The sequence below is a fragment of the Vibrio sp. zbq_1 genome (assembly GCF_043102935.1).
In the GTDB taxonomy this organism is placed as follows: Bacteria; Pseudomonadota; Gammaproteobacteria; order Enterobacterales; family Vibrionaceae; genus Vibrio; species Vibrio parahaemolyticus.
Genome location: NZ_JBICJH010000004.1, coordinates 58,564 through 75,548 on the forward strand (window position 1 = coordinate 58,564; position 16,985 = coordinate 75,548).

Sequence of the window (16,985 nt, forward strand, 5' to 3'; positions counted from 1 at the left end):
TTTATTCGATGTTATTTGGGGGATTTAGGTACTAACCCATAAGGGATCGATTTGAACGCTTTCGGGTGCGCTTGATATGTTGGTGCCTTGTGCACACCTTTCCAATCTAAAAGCATAATCGCGAGCACATTGCGATGTTCCCCAAACTTTAGATCAAAGTCACCATCAAGGGATGGAATCATCCCTTGTTCGGTGCTGATGGCATCTCGAATCGCTTGGCGTGTTTTCTCAACGACGGGATCGTGGTCAAGGCCAGCCAGTAAAAATGAAATACCTACCTCGGCAATGATGTCTTCTTTTGCTCGCAATAAAATCGTGTCGATGTTGTCGCGGAAGTAATCATAAATCCATTGATGATCCGCTTCATTCACGCGCTTTTGATAATACTGAGAGTCGGCAAAGATGATGTGTGTCATGCCATAGATTTTGTTGCCGTATTGCTGAGCAGAGAGCTTTTTATCATTGTCGTCGGGGTAGGTCGCTCGGAATGCTTCAATGAACGCGTTCACCACATCTTGTTCACCCAGTTGACGCAGCCAATAGACCTGATTTGCCAACTGCGCCGCCCATGCTTCAATCATCTCTTTATCGGTGGCGTAGCGAGTAAAATCGTAACGACGAATGATTTCTCGTAGTGTTTTATCTTGTTGGTGCTTTAAGCCGTACTCATCTGCTCTCGCCATCGCGCCCAGTAAATCGACGCCAAGATACAAATACTCAGGGTGATGTTTTGTTACGGTATAACGACGTTGGCTGCGTTCGTCCTCTTTTTCTTGGTAGCGAGTAAGCCGCTCAGAGGAATATAAAATGATGTCTTCTGGTTTGACGACGTCATTCGCGAAGCGATTCAATCGGCTTGCGACTTGAGCCATGTCCGTCCAAATGGTTGCGTAGTATTTTTCATCTAAGGTTTGGCGGAACATACGCAGCCCAAAGTGGCCTTCCTTAAAGGGAGGAAGCGTGAATAACTCACGTTCGTATGTGTCGCGAATCAGCTGTGCTGATTGAGAGTAATTAAGTGCAGGCACCTCTTCTTGAGATGCCTGAACATTCAACATGAGTGAGCAAGAGAGCAAAACCGCCAAGCTGATAGGTTTGATACGCATAAATCCATTCCCTGATATAACCTGGATGTAAACTTATCATCAATGTTTGTTAAGAATGTAAAACCTGAGTCAATAGTTCAAAATATGTCTAAAAGTCAGGTTGATACGTTCTCCTTTTGGTTTGGCTGTTTTGGGAACACAGTGTCTCCAATGGTGCTGAAGCTCCCCAGCCATGATCAATAATGCGCCGTGGCCGAGCTCATATTCTATTTGAGTTTTACAATGTAAATTTCGTAGCACAAATCGGCGCGTATCACCTAAGTTCAACGAGGCGATCACCGGATTTCTGCCCAGCTCTGGTTCATTGTCTTGGTGCCATCCCATCGAATCTTGACCGTCGCGATACAGATTCGCCAATACAGAGTTGAATGGGGTGTTGGCAAGGCTTTCACAGCGAGCCTTGAGTGATGACAGCTCAGACGTCCAAGGGTGAGGTGCCATGGTTAAACCCGAATAGGTGTAAGGCGCATCGCCATGCCAAGTCTGCAAACGAGGTTGAAGTACCGATTTCCCGAAAATGGTTATGCGTTCTTGTTGCCAAGGCAAGGTACTCCTAAGCGTTGAAAAGTACGTATCCGCTTCTTGCTGAGAAAGAAAGTTTGGCTGATAAAAGAGCTTACCTTGGCGTACCTCTTGCCAATCCGTACTTTCAAATAAATCGCCTTGTCCTTGCATCCCGTTGCCTATTTAAACCATAAAAATTTCAGATAATTATTACCTTTGCAAAGGCTATTGGTTATTCTTGTAGATAATAAGAATTTTAACAATAAAAGAATAATTCTCGTAGTAACGGACGAGCTAGTGGGGAGCTAATGCGTTATTCACCCAGAAAGCAGTGCTATTTTGCACTGTTCTTTTTCGCTTTTGTTGCTTTGTGTGTTGGTGTTATTGAGCTGTTGCATCAGAATCAGCAAGACCTTCAGCAAGAGCGCGTGCAAGTTGAAGCCAAAGAACAACTGTCTATCCTCCGCTCCAATTTGGAAGCGGTACTCATGGCTGATATTTACAAAGCCAGCACATTAGCGACGCTAATCACTTTGCTGCCAAATAGCGAAGAAGAGGAGCTAAGCATTGCCGCCGATCGTATTCTTAACAAAAGTAAGCACATCACGGTCATCGGTATTGCGGAAAATGATGTAATTAGCCATATATTCCCAACTAAAGGCAACGAGCGCGTCCTTGGTCTGGATTACCGTAAAGTACCAGCGCAATGGGTACAAGTTCAAAAAGCCAAAGATATTCAAGAGATTTTCATCGCTGGGCCTGTGTCGCTTGTTCAAGGTGGGCGAGGGCTTATTGTACGCGTGCCAGTATTTCGAGACCCACCAATCAACAAAGAGTATTGGGGGGTGATCAGCGCCGTGGTGGATTTTGATGGTTTAATGCGAGAAACCGGCGTATTCGACTTCTCATACCATTATCCTTTGACGATACGTGGTTATGACAGCGGCGGCGAATATGGGGATATGTTCTTTGGTGATCCTAATCAAACGGGCAAATTGTACGCCAAAGAGCATGTGCACTTCCCTTACGGTGGCTGGAGTATGGCGGCCTACGCGGGTGGTCAGTTTGAGCAACAAATTTCGTGGTTTGAGCTGAACATCGTCAGAATCATTGGCTATCCCATTCTTATTGCTCTGAGTATTGCGTTGATCGTGATTTACCGTTTGTACATCATCGCCGACGACCGTGCGCTGCATGATGAACTGACGCATTTGCCCAATCGCCGTTACTTTATGCAGTCATACAAGCAGCAGTTTGAAATCGCTAAGCGCTATAAAAAACGTTACAGCTTTGCGTTGATCAATATAGATCTAGACCGATTCAAACACATCAATGATACCTTCGGCCATGACGCGGGTGACAAGGTGTTGATTGCTACCGCAGAGCGCATCAAAAGCAGCTTACGACGTTCAGACATGGTTGCGCGAATGGGCGGTGACGAGTTTTTAGTGGTCGTACACAATTTGGGAATGGAAGAGCACGTGCAGAAGTTACTGCAAAAGCTCAGGTTGGCGTTGTGTTCGACGCCCGTTATTTATGACGAAGAGCTGATCTACCTGCGCGTGAGCATTGGTTACGCCATCTTCGATCCGCAAATGACTTCTCCAGAACAAATGATGAAAATCGCCGACGAACGGATGTATCAACAAAAACACGGTGGATAAAAAAACAAAGCCCAGATTGGTTCTGGGCTTTGTTGTATTTACAGAGTGAGAAAGATAGGGAAGGCAGAAAACTGCGCCCCCAAGAATTCTCTATGCCAATTTGAAAGCACTTAGCTGGTGTTTTAGCTCCTTCGCTTCAGCTTGGTAACCGGAAACAATCTGGTTCAAGTCATCAGCGTGCTGACCCGTTTTGTGCGCGATGCTCGCCAATACGTCGATATCTTGGTCGATGGCTTCACATGCTTTAGATTGCTCAATGGTCGAGTGCGTAATGGTGCTGATGTGATTGTTCACGTGTTCGATGCTGCTTTCGAGTAAAGACACACTCTCATTCACTTGTTGCACGGATTCAAACGTGTCGTCACTGGCTTGTTTGCTCTTTGCCATGCTTTCTACTGAGAAACGGGTTTTTTCGCCAATTTGGTCCAACAGTTTGCTGATGTTCTCGGTAGCTTCTTGGCTGCGCTGCGCCAAATCACGCACTTCAGAAGAGACAACCGCGAAGCCGCGACCATGTTCGCCCGCACGAGCGGCTTCAATTGCTGCGTTAAGGGCTAATAAGTTGGTTTGTTCAGAAACGCTGTTGATGGTCTCGACTATTTGGCCAATGCTCTGCGTGTCGTTCGCCAATTCTGCCATGCATTGTTCAGTGGCGTTGATTTGCTCCAACAAGCTCTGCACGGAGCGGTAAGACAATTCACTTTGGGTCTGGCAGTCGACCACTTTGTTATTCATGGTTGTGGTGTCACCCATTGCGCGCTCTGCGGACTGAGCGATTTCCACACTCGATTGTGCGAGTTCAGTCATCGCGGTTGCGATGTTGTCGCACTTAGCGATGGTAGAGCGGCTACTGCTATCAAGATCCTGCGCAGATTCAACAATGTTTTGTAGTCGATTTGAGCTCTCGTTATTGGTCTTAGTAACGTCAAATAGCAGCTTTCTGAAGTTAGAGATCAAGGCATTAATGCTGTTCGAGATGGAAGCGATTTCATCTTTGCCGCGAGAATCGAGTTCAACCGTCATATCGTGGTGCTCAGACATACTGCGCAGGGTTTGTTTTAGGCGACCAACGCGGCTTCGTAGGCTTGCAACCAAACCCCACACCATCATGATCATTAGCAGAGAAATCACAGCAGTCGCAGCCATCAACAAGTTGCGATTTAACGTGGCTTGCTGCGCGGAATGTTCTGCTGCACTGAGCATCTGATCAACCATTTGGTTGCGCAACTGGTTCATGAGACCGATGCGCTCGGTTGCCATAGGAAACCATTCAGTTGCTTGAGGCCCCTGAATGCTGTCTAGGTTGGCACTCTGGTTAAGGAAGGATTGCTGTACTTGCTCAACCTTCTTCCACGCAGGATTGCTTTGGTGCGATTGCAATGACTGTCGATATTGTTCTGGGAATGCAATTTGCGCTTTTCTTGATGCGTAATCACCCGATTGGATGTATCCCTCAATGTTGGAGAACAAAACAGATGTGGCGCTTCCTTTCGCAAATACCCCATTAAGTGCGCCGCGTGCTTGGCCTGCACGCTCTTTCATCACGATTACAGAGATCAACGCATCGCCAAGCGTACCTAGCTCTCGGCTTTGAGTCTGTGCAATCAAAACGTCAATGTTGTCGATGATGAGCTGATTCAGATTGGAGTAATAACCAAAAGGTGCAATTTGAGGCGAAAGGCGGTCGACCCCTTGTCGAACCTGATTGAGTCGATTGAGCTGCACTTGGACATCTTGGAGTAAGTCGTAGCTATCGCTGCTGCTAATTAATGGCGTGTTAAGTTGAACCAATGAATTGATCGCGTCATCGACTTTTTTTCTTTGCTGAGTCAGCTTTTGCACGATTTCAGTTTTGCCTTGGCTACCCAGTACGCCGGCTGTTAGTCCACGTTCGACGGCGAGATTATGCGCTAGGTTGTCGTAGTGGGTGATTAAGGTCACTAGCTGCTGATCTTTCAGGGCTTGGTGGGACTGAGTGTTTAAATTGATGGTGTGCTGAACCGCTAGAAAAATAGCAAGTAATAATGGGACGCCTGCAACAACACTGACCATGATATAGAGGGGAAACTGACGAACGAACGCAAACATAGAGCTCTCCTAGGTACCAACCGTGAAATCCATTTACTGAGGTATTTTTCCTCATTAATTAGCAGTATAGGGTAAAAATATGAAAGCTAATGGATAATCATAAAGTAGTAGTTGGTTTTTTGCTGAGAAAGTGATTAGTAGCAATGTGACAAGTGGCATATTTGCATGCTATTGCATTTTGCAAATGCAATTTGCGAAAGTGCTGGTTAATAATGCGTCGATATGCACCTGGATCTATTAAAAAACGGCTTTTTTAAAGTTGGCACGCATCGTGCTTTATCTAGAGTGACCCTTATTAAGCCGAGGGTCACCTAGCCAACTGACGTTGTTAGTGAATACACATTGTTCACAAGTATATACCGCCAATCACCTTTCTTGTGATTGGCGTTTTTTCTTTCTAGAGACCGATAATATTCACATTGTCACCCGTCTCGTCCGATTCCCCGCATTTGCTGTAACAGCTTGGTTGTCTTGGACATACCGCCCCTCTTGAACAAATCAATCTTGCTTGGCTTTGAATACCGCGTTCTATCCAATTGATATTTAAGATTTTAGCGATCGTAGTTAAGTCTTTTTTGATATGAGGCGGAATAACACTGCTTCCGCCGGAAGCGACACAGAGAGACTTCAACTCTTCCGCTATGGAAACCGCATCGCCACCTTGTGCTGAAATCGCAGGGTTTAAATCTATCCCCGCGCACAACACTCGGTTGTTCCCCGCCGGGTCAAATACGTTGACCGATTCGCAGCAATAAATGCGTGGCTCGTCACCCACATTCAAAATCGAGATTTGCGCAGAGCTCGTATCTAAAGGTTGGGATAGGCGTCTGAATACCGCCCAGTGTTGGCATGGGTCATTCACTTTGCGCATGTTGCCCCAAGGTAATGGGATGCCATTCCCTCGATACACGGCTTTAAGCTTGCCCGGCCCGTACGCGTCGAAATAGTGCCAATGGGGATATGGTGACACAACGGTCATGCGGCGCATCGCAACGGATGGCGAAACGCCTGCTTTTTTATGAACATCAATTTCGTAACCGGAGCGGTCGAGCAACTGACGAAATGGCACTTTAGGGCAAAGCAGAGCTCCTGCAAAAAAGCTGGATTCAAAGTCTCGCCAAGCTTGCAGAATGTCTTGCGAATTTAGCTCAGAGTTCGACACGGGACTGTCCATTTGTTCCCAGTTATTCTGATGTCCGATGGAGAGCACGTTATTCATCGCGTCGCTGCTGTGCAATACGCGGTGGCCAATGTATACCGATAAGTCGTATTTTAAACGGGTAGGGTAGTCGCGCATCCGTTTGTTGAGATAAATGGTGCCCGGTGGTTCCATGAATGACGTAATCAATTGCTTGGCGTTTACACCCAATTCATCGATGACATCTTGAGGCGCTCGGTCAACCCAGCGGATATCCAAGCCCATACTTTTGGCAATGTCGATCAAATCCTCAACCGACAAATTAAGGCGCTTCAATCCCACTTCTTCGGCGGCACGTTCTAAATCAGGAAAATGGTTTTGATGGTTCTCTTGGTGCGCGCGGATCAGCAGGTGAGCAAATTGACGACCTGTGATCCCGGTTTGAGACAGCATTTCTGGAATAGCAATCTGAAGAATGTCATTGGAAAACAGGAAGCTCGGTTCTAGCGCCATGCCATTAATTCCGCCTCGATTCCCTTTGTTGGGGGTAATGGCTTCTAATTCGGGCTCATCATCTAAAAACCACGCCGGATCTTTTTGAAAAACTTCTGCGATTACCTCGAGCATATCGATACTCGGGACGCGTTTTCCGCGCTCAATCATCGAAAGGTAAGAAACCGACGGCGCGTACTCAGGATTAATCCTTACACAACGGGCAGACAAATCTTCCATCGTTAAATGGTTGTTTTTTCTTAGGTTACGAATTTTCGTACCAAGAAAATGGGACTGACGAATAAGGCTTTTTGACACAGACATTTTGTAAAATTCACATTGTAAAATTTTTGTTGTGAAATTGTAGTCAATATTTCGCTAGTCTACATAATGAGCAGGCAAGGAAATTAACCATCAACTTCACAGAATTGCCTGAAACTTAAATAAAGGATTTAAGTTTTTACTCTAGGACGAGTTTTTAAGTGCGAGGATATGACGATGAATATGCTGAACTTCGATAAAAAAGAGATGCAACAACAACAACGCCCATTTATCGCTGAAGCCGTATTTGCCGTCGAAGCGGTAAGTGCTGAGCAGCAGAGTGAGAAACAAGTAAAAGCGAAGCAACTACTAGACCGCATGTTCCCATTGGAGAACGGGTCGCACCAAGATGTATCAAGTTACGTGATTGATTACCGCCATGTTTTGGCTTATTTCAAAGACGGTACACACAGCGGCCTGAAAAGCCCAAAACACTTCGTGGCGTACACTGGTGAAAAGGAAGACCCAAAATCGATCTTGTTCAAAGATGATTCAGGCAACCACGTAGAAGTGCTGTTTGGTTGCCATAAAGGCACAGGTTGTGTGGAGTTGATGGACATCGATGACATCCAATTGGAAACTCGCATTACGTTCAATCCAGAGCTGACAGGCAATGCGCCAACCGCGATGCGTCATTGGATTAGTCTTATTAAAGGCGACAAGAAAGGCAAACCGATGGCGTGTAGCGAAGACAAAGAGTACACCGCAAAAAATGGTGACGACTATGTTCTTAGCTACTGCTACAGCATTGATTAATCAAATATAAGCCCAAGTAGCCTGCTTTAGGTATGTAGGACGAGAAAGTAGAAACCCCGCGCTAAACAGTGCGGGGTTTCTTTATTTGTTCTAACCGTCTTTACTGTATTGCCAGAGAGGTTAGCTTAGATAGGCATCACTCGGTTTCGACCGAGCTGTTTTGCTTCATAAAGCTGTTTATCGGCTTTGTTGACTAATGAATCTACGGTGTCACCAACTTCGAACTCTGCCACACCAAAAGAAGCGGTAATGCTATGAACTTGTGTGCCCGAGCGTTTATCACGAACACGCAGCTTTTCAATCATGCGGCGTAGGGTATCTGCATATTGGCGGGCGATTCGTAGGGATTTGTTTGGCACAATTAACGCAAATTCTTCGCCGCCGAAGCGGTATGCACTCACGCCATCGCGACAGCTCTGTTGCAGTCGACGCGCGATCGCTTTCAATACTGTGTCACCAAATAGGTGCCCATAGTTATCGTTGAACGCTTTAAAGTGGTCGATATCCAGCAAGATGAGAGTCATCGCCTGATTAGCGTTAATCAGCATGCTCAAATCAGTATCAAAGGCACGACGATTGTAAAGATTAGAGAGTCCATCAAACAGCGCGTCTTTTTGTACTTCGGCTAATTGATGCTTCAAACGAGAAATTTCTTCACTCGCATTGGTGAGTTGACGGTTTAAGAATTTAGTTGAGTGGCGAATCTCATGAGATTCAGCAACGAGTTGGCGGATCACCACCATCACTTCTTCGATGCTCAAGCTGTTGTCTTCAACTTTTTCTAATTTGTTGAAGCTTTTATCGACCATCGCAGAGAAAGAAGAGGTATCTGACAAAGTATCACTCATGGAGCTCGACACTTCATGCAATAGCACTTCTACGTTGGTTTTGAGATCTTCTAAACTGGTTTCTGCTCTACTGGCCACGTAGTTGTTGTAAAGCTGTTTGTTCGCTGCTGGTGGACAAATACCGTAGTGTTCTAACACTTCGTCCATCTCAAAATTGAGTTCTGGAATGGTTTTGTCTACGTAGGTATACCAAAGCGCGTAGTTTGCGGGGGTGGCAGCTACATGATTTTTGATCATTAGTGGCACCGCTTTTTTTAAGTTAGCGGTCGATTTCTTAAACTCGTCAGTCATTTCTGCGATGTTACTAGCAAAATGGAATTGGATTTAGATTACCGGATATTAACTAATATCGCTTTAATTTTTATCATTTTTGCTTGGTTTATATAAAAAAATGAGTAAATAGCGGTGATATTCATAAATCTGAAATTTGATTTTATAAAATTGCGGTTTAAAAAGTGAACGATTGAGGATGGAAATACGATTTGGCTCTTATGTTCACGATTCATGCAAAGAGCATGGAAAGCGCTGTAGTTAGTAAGAACGGATGATCCGCTTGCGATGCCGAGCGTAAAACAAATCAGTACATTTAGCTCCTCGCCTAAGGACGTTTGTTGAAAAAGAAAATAGGGCTTTACTGGTTTACGTTTGACCTAAGACTTCACGATAACTCGCTATTGGTTAATGCCTCATCTTTTCTGGATGAATTGGTTTGCTTGTATTGTCGCCCTTCAGTAACTCCTTTTCTACATCATTTTGCTCAGGAGGCAACGCTCGGACGAGCAAGGCAGAAATTTATCGATGCGTCTTTGTGCGAACTGAATTACGCACTCGGCCAGTTAGGTCAGCGACTTTGGACGCTAGATCTACCCCCATATCAAGCCCTCAAATATGCCATTCAATATTTGGGTGTCACTCATCTTTATGCAGACGCAATGGCTGGCTCGGATGAACAGAGCATATTGCACAAGCTGCAAGATGAATACCCACACCTTGTCATTGTTCAGCACGCTGTACGCAGTTTGTTCGACGAAAGCAAGCTGCCGTTTACGTTGCCTGATCTGCCCGAGACTTTTACTCAGTTTAGAAAGTGCGTTGAAGGGATAGACATCGCCCACCCAATAGATGCGCCGAGCCGCCTACCGCCAATGCCAAAAGACGCTCAACTGCCAACTTTATCCTCTTCTTACTTTGATGAGTCTGCGCTGTTTTCTGGCGGAGAATGGAGTGGTCTTGCGCATTGTCGGCGTTACTTTTCTTCTGGCTTGGCAAGCTCATATAAAGAGACGCGCAACGGACTCGACGGGATGGCGTATTCCACCAAATTTTCACCTTGGCTTGCGCTTGGTTGTGTGTCGCCAAGAATGATTCATGCCATGCTCAAACAGTATGAACAAACCCAAGGGGCGAATGATTCGACTTACTGGATTTACTTTGAATTGTTGTGGCGCGAATATTTTTATTGGTACGCAAGGTGTTATCAACAAAGGCTGTTTCGGTTTGGTGGTATTCGCAATCAACCGCCGTTAACCAGCTTTTATGCGCATCGTTTTCAGCAGTGGAAAAACGGCACCACACCGTATCCCATTGTCAACGCGTGTATGCACCAACTGAATCACACTGGTTATATGTCTAACCGTGGTCGCCAGTTGGTTGCAAGTTGCCTTGTTCATGAACTGGGGTTGGACTGGCGGTATGGCGCAGCCTACTTTGAAACGCAATTGATTGACTACGATGTCGGCTCGAATTGGGGAAACTGGCAATATTTAGCGGGAGTAGGGGCAGATCCGAGAGGCTCTCGTCAGTTTAATTTGGAGAAGCAGACACAAATGTACGACCCAAATCATGAGTTCATTGAACGATGGCAAGGGCGTGACAGCCGAGCGCAGCAAGACGTTGTCGATATGGTCGACTGGCCAATCACAACGCAGCAAGAAAATGGAGATAAATAAATGCGTTATGACACGGTGCGATTGATTCTCGGCGACCAACTCAACTGCGAGCATTCTTGGTTTCAGCAAGCGGATGATACCGTGCTTTACTTGATTGCTGAGCTCAAGCAAGAAAACACTTACGTTACGCATCACATTCAAAAGGTGTGCGCCTTCTTCTCCGCGATGGCTATTTTTGCTCAAGAGAAGCAAGAAGAAGGGCATCATGTTCTGCATCTAACGTTGGATGACACTGCCGCTTTTGATGATCTTGACCAAGTATTGCAGCACTACGTTCGTGAAGTAGGGGCAAGCAAATTTGAGTATCAACGGCCTGATGAATATCGACTGTTGGAACAACTGACCAAGTTGAAATTAGAAGGTGTTGTCAAACGTTGTGTCGACACTGAGCATTTTTTACTGCCTTTTGCAGAAATAGAACAGCAGTTCCCGCAAGGTAAACACATCATGATGGAGCACTTTTACCGACGGATGCGCAAGCGCTTTGATATTTTGATGCAAGACGGTAAGCCAGCGGGTGAAAAGTGGAATTACGATGCCAACAACCGCAATAAACTGAAAGCGAAAGATATCGAGCAATTACCCAAACCGCTGATGTTTAGCCTGAATGTTGACGAGATTGTAGAGCGACTAATGCGACACAAGATCTCGACCATCGGTTCACTAAATGGTGATTTGTTATGGCCAGTGAATCGCGCTCAAAGCCTATCTTTGCTCGCGCATTTTTGTCTGGTTTGTCTCCCTCACTTTGGTCGGTTTCAAGATGCGATGACGGCGGAGCACGATGCCAAATGGAGTTTGTACCACAGTCGTTTGTCGTTCTCGATGAACAGTAAGTTACTGCACCCCAAAGAGGTAATCGATGCTGCACTTAGTGCGTATCAATCAAACAAACACATCGATATTGCGCAGGTAGAAGGATTCATTCGTCAGATCTTAGGTTGGCGGGAATTCATTCGGGGTGTGTATTGGGCGAATATGCCGCAGTATCCGCAGAAAAATGAGCTCGAAGCATCACGTGATTTACCCGACTACTTTTGGACAGGAAAAACTAAGATGGCTTGTATGCGTAATGCAATAGGCCAGTCTCTCGACTATGCCTACGCCCATCATATTCAGCGTTTGATGGTGACGGGCAACTTTTGTTTGCTCACCGAGATGAATCCTGACCAAGTGGATGCTTGGTATCTCGGCATTTATGTCGATGCGATTGAGTGGGTAGAAATGCCCAATATACGCGGTATGGCATTGTTCGCCGATGGTGGCATTGTTGGCACCAAGCCTTATGCCGCAAGCGGGTCGTACATCAACAAAATGAGCGATTACTGTAAAGGTTGCCACTATGACAACAAAGCGCGCAGTGGCGAAGGCTCTTGTCCGTTTAATAGTCTTTATTGGCGATTTATGGACAAGCATGAAAAGCGACTCGCTACCAATCCACGCATCGGCATGATTTTCCGGTCTTGGGACAATATGGAAGCTTCGCAGCGCCAAGTGATTCTTGAGACGGCTGAACGCTATATCGCGGATTTGGAGCATTTGTGATGAACATTTTGATCGTCGGTGGAAACGGAGGGATTGGTTTGGCGATGGTCAAAGAGGCACTAGTGCTCTTTCCGCAGGCTCAAATTCACGCGACCTATCGGCGCACAACACCCGATTATGAACATTCAGCCTTGATTTGGCACCAGGTCGATGTCACGGATGAAACGCAGGTCAAAAATTTGAGTCAAGCGGTTAATAGTATCGATTGGGTGATCAACTGTGTCGGTATGCTGCATACGCCAAACAAAGGTCCGGAGAAAAATCTCAGAATGGTGGAGCCTGACTTTTTCCTGCAAAACATCGCCGTTAACACCTTGCCAAGCATGTTACTCGCTAAGTATTTCACGCCACTTTTAAAGTGCAGTGGTGCACCGAAATTTGCGGTTGTATCGGCCAAAGTTGGCAGCATTAGCGACAATCATCTTGGCGGTTGGTACAGTTATCGAGCCTCGAAAGCCGCGCTGAATATGTTTCTCAAAACCATGTCGATTGAATGGCAACGCACGCTTAAAAATGGCGTGGTCTTGGCATTGCATCCGGGCACGACCGATACCGCGTTGTCTGAACCGTTTCAAGCTAATGTTCCTGAGGGTAAGTTGTTTACACCAGAGCGCGTTGCCAGTGATTTAATGGGGCAGATAGTAAAAGCCGCCCCGCAAGATAGCGGGGCGTTTTTGACGTACGATGGTGAGCGTTTGCCTTGGTAAGCGTTACGGTTTTTTCTCTGGTTTGCTGCGTCGGCAGCGTTCAGAGCAATAAATCACTGTCTCCCAATTTCGCGCCCATTTCTTGCGCCATGAAAAAGGTCGCTCACAGACGGGGCACAGCTTTGTTGGTAAGTGCGATTTAAAGCCTTTCATCATACTAATTCTCAAACGCTAACCAGTCCTCATTATTGTTCAAACAAGAACAAATAGTCGCCGTAACCCAATTGTGCCATTTTGCTTACTGGCACAAACTTCATCGCTGCCGAATTCATGCAGTAACGCAGCCCGGTTGGTTTTGGGCCGTCGGTAAATACGTGCCCTAGGTGAGAATCACCAAACTTACTGCGAACTTCTGTTCTAGGGTAAATCAACTTGTAATCGGTTTTTTCGACGATGTAACCTGGGTTGATTGGCTTAGTGAAACTTGGCCACCCCGTCCCCGATTTGTACTTGTCGGTAGAAGAAAACAACGGCTCACCAGTCACGATGTCGACGTAAATGCCGGCTTCTTTATTGTCCCAATATTCGTTGTCGAACGGACGCTCGGTACCTTCTTCTTGCGTTACGTAGTATTGCAACTCAGTCAACGTAGACTTGATCTTCGATTGAGATGGCTTGTTGTATGCTTTTACCTTCGACAGCAGTTTTTTCTCATCGATAAGCTGACGCAGTGTTTTTGGATGTTCTTTGCGATCGTCACCAAACACTTCATCCAAGTATTTGTCTCGACCGGATGCGTAACGATAGTATTTGTACTTTAGGCTGCTCTTTTTGTAGTAATCCTGATGGTACTCTTCCGCTGGATAGAATGTCTCAAACTTGATCAACTCAGTTTTAAGCGGTTTTGGATAAACCTTTGCATTGTCGATTTCCATCATAAACTGCTCTGCGATCTGCTTTTGCTCTGCGTTGTGGTAGAAAATAGCAGGTCGATACTGTGGACCTCGGTCGACAAATGATCCTTTATCGTCGGTTGGGTCAATGTGGCGGAAAAAGTAATCGAGTACTTGTTCGTAATTCACCACATTCGGGTCGTATTTCACTTCGATGGATTCAATGTGTCCGGTTTTTCCAGAAGATACTTGGCGATAGGTTGGGTTGTTCACGTGCCCGCCGGAGTATCCAGACACCACATCCAAGACGCCAGGAAGCTGTTCTAAGTCCGATTCCGTACACCAAAAACAGCCGCCAGCCAGTGTGGCGATTTCTGCATTCTCTAAAGCCTTCATCTTATCCATCGTATCGGCGGTGCCTGTTTTACTCAAAAGTAGAAACAAGACAGGAAGTGCGAAAGAGAATCCGACCAATAACTTAGATATTTTCTTCATAGCTACCTCAACGTTGTTTTCCGTAGAAAGTGTGACTGAAATAAAAAGTGCTACGTAAATAGAAAGGCAACAGAGCGAAAAAATTACAGCGATTTTTAAAATTCCGTTGCCCTTTTTGATAAGAAAGATACAGTATCGGCACGAAATACACCGCTCAATCGGGCAAAAGTTACACCCAACGAGCGATGCCAAAATGAGGTAAACCATGCAAGCAGAAGTTAAATGGGTCGAAGATTTTAAATTCCTCGGTCAATCGCAGTCCGGTCACTCAATCGTGATGGATGGTAACGGTGGTGCAACGGCACCAAGCCCAATGGAAATGGTGCTAATGGCCGCTGGTGGTTGTAGCTCTGTGGATGTTGTGGATGGTTTAAAAAGCGCAGGCCAAAAGGTGGTATCTGTTAACGCTAAGCTAACCACTGAGCGTCGTGAAACCGCGCCACGTATCTTTACGCAAGTGAATATCCACTTTGAAGTGTCAGGTGACGAGCTTGACCCAGAAGTCGTAGCAAAAGTGGCGGCTGACTCGCTAGAAAAATACTGCTCGGTTTGCCTAATGCTTGGCAAAGGTGTCGAAATGACACACAGCTGGGAAATCGTGTAAATCGATACCCTCCGCAGAATGAAAAAATAGCTAAATAGGAAAGAGAAAAGTGCAGGCTTTTCTCTTTTTTTCTTGTGCAATTCGCGTACTGTGTGTTTGGTCTGAAGTAGTAGGAATTTTCCAATGACCGAACTAGAAAAAATGATGTCCGGCCAAGTATTTGATGGCATGGACAAAGAAATTGACGCCATTCGAACTCAAGCGACTCTTGCCCTGCGCGCCTTCAATAACAACACTGACGAAAGTAAGCGCGACGAATTGCAAAAACAGCTGTTTGGCAAAGCGGGTCTTTGCATTGTTCAAGCCCCTTTCCATTGCGAATTCGGTAAAACCATCGAAATCGGCGAAGAAACCTTTATCAACATGAACGTGGTCATGCTCGATGGTGCCAAAATTACCATCGGGAACAACGTGCTCATTGGCCCGAGCGTGCAATTGTATACCGCTTCTCATTCTGTTGATTACCGAAGTCGCCGACGTTGGGAAACGTTTTGTAAACCCATCACGATTGAAGATGATGTGTGGATTGGCGGTAACTCCGTCATTAACCAAGGTGTGACGATAGGTGCTCGTTCAGTCATTGCGGCGAATTCAGTCGTTAACCATGATGTGCCGCCAGATTGTCTATACGGAGGCACACCAGCGAAGTTGATTCGTCGTCTCAACGAAGAAGAGTAAGAATCGATAGTGATGGCATGATGACTCGCTTTACAGGCGTATGAGAATCATGCCATCAGAAAGGGATAATTCGTCAAGGAGTCTAAGATGTCGAACAAGACAGAAGTCCTCATGTGCCCTACATGTGGGGTAGAAACGCATCATGTTGTGGTGTTAGTTAGAAAAAAAAGTGGCTTTGAAGGCGATAAAAATCGCAACAAGAAAGAGTTCATCGCTGGCTTTCTCAAAAGTGTAGTGTTCGGCGCCTTCCTTGCTTCTATGGATGAATTTGAACGTCACTTGATCTGCGAAAACTGTGGTCATAAAACCATTCAATAGTAACTGATAGTCTTTCTTTCTCTGCATAAGTTCATAAGTGCGGTTTGAAGCACTGGTTATTCAAATCGCATTATCCTCTTTTAGTGCTTTTGCTCTTCTTATGTTCCTCTCTCAAAAATGAGTCACATTAGTACGCATTTTAACCGCTTGGATGCAGGTAACTCACTGCTATGTATAATAAATTTTGGTGGGAAATACGTGTTTCAGCTCGATGTTTAACCTCTGTTCTATCGACACGTTTTGAGTCAGTAAACACTTAAATTTCGTTTACTTTATGTTGTACGCGGTGCAATTGTGTGAAATTGGTCACATTAATGTTTAATTTATGAAAAAATAATTAATGAATAGTAATTCACAAATATGCTGACCGTATGTGCTATTTAGTTTTGACTTATCTTTTGGGTATTCACTTGGTGAATGTTTTGTTGTTTTTAGATTGACTGAAAGTTTGATTTTCTATTCAAACTTGTGAAAGGTTGAATCGATATATTAGAAAACATGAATTTGATCTTGTTTCTATCTTTTGTTTTAAATGCGAAATTCATTATTAACAACGGATGGTTTTGATGATTTCTCTTATGTGTATCCCACCAATTTTAGAAATTGAAAATTAAACTTTCTCAATACAATAACGACTAAAATTAAACGGAATGATGTTCTTATATTTTATTGTATTTTAACTTATACATTTTTACTCATTCATTTTAACTGTTTTTGTTGATTTTAAGTTGTTGATAATAATTGTCTTTTAACTTTTGTTTTAATGGCGTTGCTTTGCTGCTTCTTTAATGTTGTGGTGTGTGGCTTTATTTATAAAAAGTCATTTTAAAGTACGTTTTTAAGCAAAGTAGAACGTGACAATACTAAGATAAATAGTATTAAAAAATTAAATAAGGATTTAACCATAAGAGTAATTTTATGGTTGATAGGTTTATTGGG

General features: G+C 44.9%; 15 protein-coding genes. 8 read left to right on the top strand and 7 right to left on the bottom strand.

The features are described 5' to 3' along the window. Positions 1-11 precede the first annotated feature (11 nt). A complete protein-coding gene (locus tag ACF8CV_RS00670; protein ID WP_069526002.1) occupies positions 12-1,106 on the bottom strand; it encodes a DUF3541 domain-containing protein in 1,095 nt (364 codons plus the stop codon). A gap of 69 nt (positions 1,107-1,175) precedes the next feature. Then, a complete protein-coding gene (locus tag ACF8CV_RS00675; RefSeq protein ID WP_069534862.1) occupies positions 1,176-1,781 on the bottom strand; it encodes an alpha-ketoglutarate-dependent dioxygenase AlkB in 606 nt (201 codons plus the stop codon). A 137-nt stretch (positions 1,782-1,918) separates the two neighbouring features. On the opposite strand from ACF8CV_RS00675, the gene ACF8CV_RS00680 reads away from it, so the two are divergent. Next, positions 1,919-3,274 (top strand): diguanylate cyclase, encoded by a 1,356-nt coding sequence (locus tag ACF8CV_RS00680; protein ID WP_138938218.1) that lies wholly within the window; start codon positions 1,919-1,921, stop codon positions 3,272-3,274. A 90-nt stretch (positions 3,275-3,364) separates the two neighbouring features. Here the strand turns inward: ACF8CV_RS00680 and ACF8CV_RS00685 are convergent, their stop codons facing one another. Together ACF8CV_RS00685 and ACF8CV_RS00690 are read right to left on the bottom strand one after the other, a co-directional pair. Further along, entirely contained in the window at positions 3,365-5,362 is a 1,998-nt protein-coding gene (locus ACF8CV_RS00685) for a methyl-accepting chemotaxis protein (protein WP_138938217.1), read from the bottom strand. A 397-nt stretch (positions 5,363-5,759) separates the two neighbouring features. Beyond that, positions 5,760-7,316, bottom strand: coding sequence for a DUF3612 domain-containing protein (locus tag ACF8CV_RS00690; protein WP_023583880.1), 1,557 nt, complete (start codon positions 7,314-7,316; stop codon positions 5,760-5,762). Positions 7,317-7,490: 174 nt separating this feature from the next. On the opposite strand from ACF8CV_RS00690, the gene ACF8CV_RS00695 reads away from it, so the two are divergent. Next, positions 7,491-8,069, top strand: coding sequence for a malate synthase (locus tag ACF8CV_RS00695; RefSeq protein ID WP_005484284.1), 579 nt, complete (start codon positions 7,491-7,493; stop codon positions 8,067-8,069). Between the two features lie 125 nt (positions 8,070-8,194). On the opposite strand, the gene ACF8CV_RS00700 is transcribed toward ACF8CV_RS00695, so the two are convergent. Continuing rightward, positions 8,195-9,208 carry a GGDEF domain-containing protein gene (locus tag ACF8CV_RS00700; protein WP_005479978.1) on the bottom strand — a complete coding sequence of 338 codons (1,014 nt, stop codon included), beginning with the start codon at positions 9,206-9,208 and terminating at the stop codon, positions 8,195-8,197. Between the two features lie 320 nt (positions 9,209-9,528). On the opposite strand from ACF8CV_RS00700, the gene ACF8CV_RS00705 reads away from it, so the two are divergent. From ACF8CV_RS00705 to ACF8CV_RS00715, 3 genes are read left to right on the top strand one after another with little or no spacing between them, the layout of a single operon-like run. Continuing rightward, positions 9,529-10,866, top strand: coding sequence for a DASH family cryptochrome (locus tag ACF8CV_RS00705; RefSeq protein ID WP_138938216.1), 1,338 nt, complete (start codon positions 9,529-9,531; stop codon positions 10,864-10,866). Beyond that, positions 10,867-12,411: a cryptochrome/photolyase family protein gene (locus tag ACF8CV_RS00710; RefSeq protein WP_208871054.1), complete on the top strand. Its 1,545-nt coding sequence runs from the start codon at positions 10,867-10,869 to the stop codon at positions 12,409-12,411. Further along, positions 12,411-13,118 (top strand): SDR family oxidoreductase, encoded by a 708-nt coding sequence (locus ACF8CV_RS00715; RefSeq protein ID WP_138938215.1) that lies wholly within the window; start codon positions 12,411-12,413, stop codon positions 13,116-13,118. Before ACF8CV_RS00710 ends, ACF8CV_RS00715 begins: the two co-directional genes overlap by 1 nt. A 3-nt stretch (positions 13,119-13,121) precedes the next feature. On the opposite strand, the gene ACF8CV_RS00720 is transcribed toward ACF8CV_RS00715, so the two are convergent. Continuing rightward, a complete protein-coding gene (locus ACF8CV_RS00720; RefSeq protein ID WP_071653083.1) occupies positions 13,122-13,271 on the bottom strand; it encodes a DUF2256 domain-containing protein in 150 nt (49 codons plus the stop codon). 32 nt (positions 13,272-13,303) lie between these two features. Further along, the gene (msrB, locus tag ACF8CV_RS00725; protein ID WP_138938214.1) at positions 13,304-14,446 is read right to left on the bottom strand and encodes a peptide-methionine (R)-S-oxide reductase MsrB; all 1,143 of its coding nucleotides are present in this window, start codon (positions 14,444-14,446) and stop codon (positions 13,304-13,306) included. Between the two features lie 205 nt (positions 14,447-14,651). Here msrB and ACF8CV_RS00730 point away from each other — a divergent pair, with 205 nt between their 5' ends. The 3 genes from ACF8CV_RS00730 to ACF8CV_RS00740 all read left to right on the top strand — a co-directional run bounded on the left by ACF8CV_RS00730 (position 14,652) and on the right by ACF8CV_RS00740 (position 16,046). Then, positions 14,652-15,050 carry an OsmC family protein gene (locus ACF8CV_RS00730; protein WP_005459319.1) on the top strand — a complete coding sequence of 133 codons (399 nt, stop codon included), beginning with the start codon at positions 14,652-14,654 and terminating at the stop codon, positions 15,048-15,050. 123 nt (positions 15,051-15,173) lie between these two features. Beyond that, entirely contained in the window at positions 15,174-15,728 is a 555-nt protein-coding gene (locus ACF8CV_RS00735; RefSeq protein ID WP_005459239.1) for a sugar O-acetyltransferase, read from the top strand. Between the two features lie 87 nt (positions 15,729-15,815). Further along, on the top strand, positions 15,816-16,046 hold the full coding sequence (locus ACF8CV_RS00740; protein ID WP_025535771.1) for a hypothetical protein: 231 nt from the start codon (positions 15,816-15,818) through the stop codon (positions 16,044-16,046). Positions 16,047-16,985 lie beyond the last annotated feature (939 nt).

Coding starts and splice junctions, on each gene's coding strand:
- ACF8CV_RS00695 (WP_005484284.1), top strand. CDS start 7,491: ATGAATATGCTGAACTTCGATAAAAAAGAGATGCAACAACAACAACGC.
- ACF8CV_RS00675 (WP_069534862.1), bottom strand. CDS start 1,781: ATGCAAGGACAAGGCGATTTATTTGAAAGTACGGATTGGCAAGAGGTA.
- ACF8CV_RS00700 (WP_005479978.1), bottom strand. CDS start 9,208: ATGACTGACGAGTTTAAGAAATCGACCGCTAACTTAAAAAAAGCGGTG.
- ACF8CV_RS00690 (WP_023583880.1), bottom strand. CDS start 7,316: ATGTCTGTGTCAAAAAGCCTTATTCGTCAGTCCCATTTTCTTGGTACG.
- msrB (WP_138938214.1), bottom strand. CDS start 14,446: ATGAAGAAAATATCTAAGTTATTGGTCGGATTCTCTTTCGCACTTCCT.
- ACF8CV_RS00685 (WP_138938217.1), bottom strand. CDS start 5,362: ATGTTTGCGTTCGTTCGTCAGTTTCCCCTCTATATCATGGTCAGTGTT.
- ACF8CV_RS00730 (WP_005459319.1), top strand. CDS start 14,652: ATGCAAGCAGAAGTTAAATGGGTCGAAGATTTTAAATTCCTCGGTCAA.
- ACF8CV_RS00715 (WP_138938215.1), top strand. CDS start 12,411: ATGAACATTTTGATCGTCGGTGGAAACGGAGGGATTGGTTTGGCGATG.
- ACF8CV_RS00680 (WP_138938218.1), top strand. CDS start 1,919: ATGCGTTATTCACCCAGAAAGCAGTGCTATTTTGCACTGTTCTTTTTC.
- ACF8CV_RS00720 (WP_071653083.1), bottom strand. CDS start 13,271: ATGAAAGGCTTTAAATCGCACTTACCAACAAAGCTGTGCCCCGTCTGT.
- ACF8CV_RS00670 (WP_069526002.1), bottom strand. CDS start 1,106: ATGCGTATCAAACCTATCAGCTTGGCGGTTTTGCTCTCTTGCTCACTC.
- ACF8CV_RS00740 (WP_025535771.1), top strand. CDS start 15,816: ATGTCGAACAAGACAGAAGTCCTCATGTGCCCTACATGTGGGGTAGAA.
- ACF8CV_RS00735 (WP_005459239.1), top strand. CDS start 15,174: ATGACCGAACTAGAAAAAATGATGTCCGGCCAAGTATTTGATGGCATG.
- ACF8CV_RS00710 (WP_208871054.1), top strand. CDS start 10,867: ATGCGTTATGACACGGTGCGATTGATTCTCGGCGACCAACTCAACTGC.